8 protein-coding genes are annotated in these 5,267 nt (G+C 44.2%); 3 read left to right on the top strand and 5 right to left on the bottom strand.

Annotated elements, in window-relative coordinates; translation table 11 throughout:
* On the bottom strand, positions 1 to 903 hold a 903-nt coding region (locus ACP5N5_RS05450), incomplete at its 3' end, for a 2Fe-2S iron-sulfur cluster-binding protein (protein ID WP_428133659.1).
* 122 nt (positions 904 to 1,025) lie between these two features.
* Here ACP5N5_RS05450 and ACP5N5_RS05445 point away from each other — a divergent pair.
* Positions 1,026 to 1,784 carry an RAD55 family ATPase gene (locus tag ACP5N5_RS05445; protein WP_012607874.1) on the top strand — a complete coding sequence of 253 codons (759 nt, stop codon included), beginning with the start codon at positions 1,026 to 1,028 and terminating at the stop codon, positions 1,782 to 1,784.
* Positions 1,785 to 1,836: 52 nt separating this feature from the next.
* Here ACP5N5_RS05445 and ACP5N5_RS05440 read toward each other — a convergent pair whose 3' ends face one another.
* The 4 genes from ACP5N5_RS05440 to ACP5N5_RS05425 form a co-directional block, all read right to left on the bottom strand.
* Entirely contained in the window at positions 1,837 to 2,193 is a 357-nt protein-coding gene (locus ACP5N5_RS05440) for a zinc ribbon domain-containing protein (RefSeq protein ID WP_428133655.1), read from the bottom strand.
* Positions 2,186 to 2,599: a transposase gene (locus tag ACP5N5_RS05435; RefSeq protein ID WP_428133653.1), complete on the bottom strand. Its 414-nt coding sequence runs from the start codon at positions 2,597 to 2,599 to the stop codon at positions 2,186 to 2,188. Before ACP5N5_RS05435 ends, ACP5N5_RS05440 begins: the two co-directional genes overlap by 8 nt.
* Positions 2,551 to 2,823 carry a hypothetical protein gene (locus ACP5N5_RS05430; RefSeq protein ID WP_051400980.1) on the bottom strand — a complete coding sequence of 91 codons (273 nt, stop codon included), beginning with the start codon at positions 2,821 to 2,823 and terminating at the stop codon, positions 2,551 to 2,553. The genes ACP5N5_RS05435 and ACP5N5_RS05430 overlap by 49 nt, the downstream gene beginning before the upstream one ends.
* A 143-nt stretch (positions 2,824 to 2,966) precedes the next feature.
* Positions 2,967 to 3,761 carry a hypothetical protein gene (locus tag ACP5N5_RS05425; RefSeq protein WP_428133649.1) on the bottom strand — a complete coding sequence of 265 codons (795 nt, stop codon included), beginning with the start codon at positions 3,759 to 3,761 and terminating at the stop codon, positions 2,967 to 2,969.
* A 422-nt stretch (positions 3,762 to 4,183) separates the two neighbouring features.
* On the opposite strand from ACP5N5_RS05425, the gene ACP5N5_RS05420 reads away from it, so the two are divergent.
* Positions 4,184 to 4,666, top strand: a complete 483-nt coding sequence (locus ACP5N5_RS05420; protein ID WP_428133646.1) for a MogA/MoaB family molybdenum cofactor biosynthesis protein — start codon at positions 4,184 to 4,186, stop codon at positions 4,664 to 4,666.
* 6 nt (positions 4,667 to 4,672) lie between these two features.
* Positions 4,673 to 5,267: HAD family hydrolase (locus ACP5N5_RS05415; RefSeq protein WP_428133643.1), on the top strand; the 595-nt coding region annotated here is incomplete at its 3' end.

Genomic DNA, 5,267 nt, shown 5'->3' with positions numbered 1-5,267 from the left:
CATTATCTCGATTATACCGTGAACCCTTACCCCGGCTTGCAGTAATTGATAAGCCACTATTAATCCAACATTACCGCTACCCACAACCAACGCATTCTCACCTGGTCTAACACCATATTCATTCATAAGTGTCTGAGCACCGCCAGCCCCCATGACACCTGGTAGGTCATTGTTCTCGAATAAAATCATCCTCTCAGTTGCACCTGTTGCGATTATAGTGTACCTGGGTTTGACAAGTAGGTTAACAGGTTCCTCCCCCTGGACGGCTATACCCATATAACCCTCACCGAAGAACCCGTAGGCAAAAGCTCTTGTATATGTTTTAATGGTCGAATACTTCTTGAGCTCGTTGACCAGTTTCTCAGCTATTTTGAAGCCTCTTACACCACCATAGTATCTTGTATCACCGAAGAACTTATGGGTCTGCTTAACCAGCTGGCCTCCAAGCCTGAAGTGATCTGTAACGAGGACCACATCAACGCCTTTCTCACCCAGCTTTAAAGCTGCTTGGAGCCCAGCTGGACCAGCACCAATTACAAGGACATCCGTATCCACTATCTCCTTTCTCACGGATGCACTACTAATATTAGCTGGCGGCTCCGGGATACCGTCTCCACTTACCACATTAATTCCATCTCTCACTGGCTCAATACATATCCTTGTATTTGGAACATTGTTAACATATGAGAGGCAGCTAGAGCACTTGCCAATCATGCAGAAAGCGCCCCGGGGCCTGCTACCATCGGGGCTCCTGGAGAAAACCCTGTAGCCTAAAGCATATAGAGAGGCAAGTATGCTTTCTCCCTCATATGCCTCTATAATGTTGCCATTATAAGTGAACTTGATGAGCCGTCCCCGCTTGAAATCTATTATGGGGTGTTCATATATCCTGTAATCTAGCACCAGTTCCCACCACGTATTAAGCAGCTCCTTAAATAATATATATACAATATATATACACTAGGATGCTACCGGAAATAAATATTTAATGCCCCTGGGATTAAATAAAACCGGGGGCAGTAGCCTTGGAGAAGATCCTTATTACACTGGACTTGTTCCTCTACATACTACCCGAGGGTGTCCCAAGGAACTCGTTTATAGTGTTAGCTGGGGAAGGAGGTTCCGGGAAAAGCGTGATAGTAGCCAATATAGCTAAGAACATCATAGAGAACAATGAACCAGTGATATATGTTTGTCTAGACGATGATCCTTTAACTATAATAGAGCAATTAGAGTCCTTTGGTTTAAGAATAGATGACAATATCTCCTCTAGGCTACTCTTAATAGATGGATTCAGTTATCTGATCAGAGGCAAGAAAGGAAGGATTCATCCACTCGTAGTAGAAGATGTTGATCCACGGAACCCTGAGAACCTTGCCAACGCTATCCTACGTGTACTGGATTCAACGAGGTTAAGTGGTAAGGGATTAATCATTATAGATTCATTAAACGAAGCAATGATCTCACTCGATCCCACACGGTTCATGGAGTTCATCAAGCTTCTAAGAGCCAATATCTCTAAGACACTGAAAATACCTATAATAGCAACGCTCCACACCTCCACAGAAGGCTTTAAAGAATACCTGTACACTATAGAACACCTAGTTGACGGTATAATTGAAACACGCGGTCTAGAAGAGGGGTTATCCCTACAGCTACCTATACAGGTACGCCAGATAATGATAAGGAAGATAAAGGGCGTGACACATAAACATGGATGGGTTCTCTACGCAATTGACAACACTGGAGTTAAGCCGGTGATATTAAAGGTTGAGAAAAAATAGTGGGCAACAAATTATCTGACCTCCTCCTCGCCCTAAAGAGCGAGGGGTCCCTTTAGGGTAGGGAGGTTGGGGCTACACCTCCTCTAGCCTGGTTCAGCCCCGCGCCCGGTCTCGGGCGCGCTACCCCTACCCCGCTTAACGCTGGGCTCGGGGCTATGGGTTTTCTCTTCAAGAGTATGTTGTATGCTCTTACAAGATATGCGTTGAATACCTTGTTATGTATGAAGCATTTGATCAACCCTCTAGTTATCCTCTTATGGTTATCATGAGTTCTGCATAATGGGCATGTTGTTAACGTATATTCCTCGCTTACAAACTCTGTTTTGATCCTGTATTCTTCTGCTACCTCGGTTATTCTTCTGAGCAGGTATCTATAGCTCCAGACATGGGCTATCTCAAAGTTAACCATAGGGCTCTTCCCCCGGCTCTTGAACAATATACCTCGGGTACCCAACAACTACCTCTGATACACCTCTCAGATAGAGCCATTTAACAGTATTTCCCACAGCCCAGTTGATATAGCTTCCAATCTGCTTCCTCCACTTCTTATACATCTTCCTAAGCATCCTAGACGTCTTGAACCCATATCTGTTTAGCATGCTTTGATATTCCGAGATACGGTTCCTCCAATAGAAACTAATAGCTTTTAGAGGTCTCCCGCTTACAAGCAATGCAGAACCATCCTCAACATATACAGCCAAGAGATTGTTAATGCCAATATCTATCCCAGCACTCTTATTTCCAGGAGGGTTCACAGGTACTTTAATCATTTTGTCTCTAACGATCTTCTCCTCAACTTCGAAGGATATATGCATATACCACTCTTCTTCTCATCAAGGTCGTAGCATATCTCAGCCCTACCTTGTTTCCCGAAGACGTGTATTCTCCCAGAGTACCTAACACTGATAGACCCGAGAGCCCTCAAACCCTTCAATATAACATAGTCATCCTCAAACTTATACTGATCATTTCTCAGAACAACCCATAGAACTCTCTTACCACCTCTCTTCCTATACCCCGGCGGGTTAACTCCTGTCATGAATGACGGTGGTTTTCCCTCTTTCTTAGCTTTTAGTAGCGGGAAGAATGACCTCCAAGCCTCGTCGTTCTTATTTAGAACTTGTTGTGTAGTGGCTGAACCTATATAGGATAGGCATTTAAAAAGTCCATTAAGAGAGGAAACTATCTTCTATACCCATAGAAAACCAGTATTACAATGATCATTACTATAATTATTATACCTATCGCCAATGGTAAGATACTGCCTAATACTCCATGAGTTACAGGGATCGATTCAGTAGCTGGCTCTGTAGACATAGTAATAGCTGTAGCCGATGTACCAATGGTAGTTAACGTGGTGCTGCTAGTAATTGTCGTCATAGTTGCCGTGGGTGATGTGGTAGCCTCTGTTACAGGAACCCATGTTGTTACAGTGTAGAGAAGCGCCTGGGATAAGTTCACTATTATTGATTCATTACCCTGCGATACAGTGACACCTGTTGAAGGCATTACATTTACCTGGTATCCATATGGTATTTGAAGCGTTAACAATAGGTTCGCTACATCGTTATAACCAGTTAAGTCTATGTAGGCAACGTAAGACCCAAGGCTACTGGACTCCATGAAGCCCTCTATAGTGAAGTACAACATCACCCAGCTCGTATTGTTAAATAATATAGTGATACTATCGACATCATAATCTACAACAACGTTTCCACCTGGCTCACAATCCACTGAGACCAAGGAGAGGTTTACAGATGGATCAAATGGATTATCCAGCGTCAGTTCAACAGGGGTTTCACTCCTACTTGAAAGAGTGATGTTTAGATCGAACACCCCATTATCCTCTAATGGATCATATATTATCGAAGCATAAAGCCCAGCTATATTAACGGTGACAGAGCCAGCGTGTACACTGATGATGCTTGAAAATACCATGGTGGTAAAGAGTAGAAGTAAAGGTATTCTAGCTATCATGCATCATCAACCCCTACTTATAAACCTAAGCTCTATAGCTCTATATAACATCCCAGCGTTTCCCTGCTGATGTTTTGTTAGCGGGGTTAGCCCCTGGCCTGGACTCACTCGCTTCACCCAGGCTGCATAGGGCTCGGTCGAGCCCAATGCCACAGGGCCCCATCCGGGTTTCTAGCACGGCCCTCACCGCACAGCGGATCACAGGAGCTCTAAGTACCCTAGAGATATCTGCAGGTATTTAAAGATATCTATAAATCCACAGCACCCTATATTAAATACTATTCAACACATTCCTCGGGATCCGTATCTATATCTGCTCTCTTACTCTACGCTGAGCGATAAATTCATGTAAAGTAGGAATAGTGTTGATACAGCTAGGTTAATTAAACATGTAGTGGTTCTAGATATCAATGGTGTTGAATATGGCTGTGAAATTCCATATTGTAGTGGTTAGTGATAGGGTTGCCAGCGGGGAATCTATGGATGTTAGCGGTGAGAAAGCCGTTGACTACATTACTGCGAGGGGGCATATGGTTACAGGGAAAACCGTGATAGGTAATAATTATAGAGACATAGTCAGGGTAATACGTGAGGCTAATAGCAAAGTCGTATTATTCATTGGTGGTACAGGCCCCAGTCCCAGGGATATAACCGTGGACGTTATTGAATCGCTTGCATGGAGAACGTTACCCGGCTTTGGTGAAGCCTTTAGGAGAATATCGTATGAGAGAGAGGGGTCGAGAGCGTTACTGTCTCGTGCAGGCCTCTATATACTGCCGGATGGGAGAATAGCTGTTGTGCTACCAGGCTCCCCCAGCGCGCTCGAGATAGGTTTAAAGATACTAATGGATGTTATTGAACACCTCGTTGAAGAAGTGGAGAGATTTGAGGGTCCGCATAGGTGATTAGGTATGGCTGGTTGCCTGGCTATAAGTTTCGATATATGGGGTACGCTTGTGGATCTCGATAAAACCCTTGATCACCTCTCAGAGATAGCTTCTAATAGGCTGGGTTTAAGCATCGATGAAGCGCGGAAAGCAATATACGTATCACATGAGGAGGCCCGGAAGCTCAGGAGGTTCACGCCGAATATTCCGCCACTTGAGCTCATTGCACGTGGCAAAGAGATAATCGCGGCAAAGCTCTCAACCAGCCTCAACACTGTTGACTCCATCCTAATGGAAGCGTTCACAACCGTTGAACCGGGATCGATAATCTACCCTGATGTTATACCGGTTTTAAGTAAGCTCCATGATGAAGGCATCTATATGGGTGTAGTGGGCAATGTTCTATTCTGGCCCAGTGTTTACACAATGATCATATTGGATAAAACCGGGCTCTCAAAATACTTTAGGGTAGCCGTATTCTCGGACATTATAGGCTATAGCAAACCAGATAGGGAGATATTCCTGGAATTCGCTAAGATCTCTGGTTTCGAGCCAAACAGGGTAATACATGTAGGAGACAATGTTATCGAGGATGTTGGTGGAGCATTGTCATCGGGAT

Origin of the sequence: Desulfurococcus sp., from assembly GCF_049970475.1 — an archaeon.
Classification (GTDB): domain Archaea; phylum Thermoproteota; class Thermoprotei_A; order Sulfolobales; family Desulfurococcaceae; genus Desulfurococcus; species Desulfurococcus amylolyticus.
This window is presented reverse-complemented; position numbering and strand designations above follow the sequence as displayed.

Coding starts and splice junctions, on each gene's coding strand:
- ACP5N5_RS05440 (WP_428133655.1), bottom strand. CDS start 2,193: ATGGTTAACTTTGAGATAGCCCATGTCTGGAGCTATAGATACCTGCTC.
- ACP5N5_RS05435 (WP_428133653.1), bottom strand. CDS start 2,599: ATGCATATATCCTTCGAAGTTGAGGAGAAGATCGTTAGAGACAAAATG.
- ACP5N5_RS05430 (WP_051400980.1), bottom strand. CDS start 2,823: ATGACAGGAGTTAACCCGCCGGGGTATAGGAAGAGAGGTGGTAAGAGA.
- ACP5N5_RS05425 (WP_428133649.1), bottom strand. CDS start 3,761: ATGATAGCTAGAATACCTTTACTTCTACTCTTTACCACCATGGTATTT.
- ACP5N5_RS05420 (WP_428133646.1), top strand. CDS start 4,184: ATGGCTGTGAAATTCCATATTGTAGTGGTTAGTGATAGGGTTGCCAGC.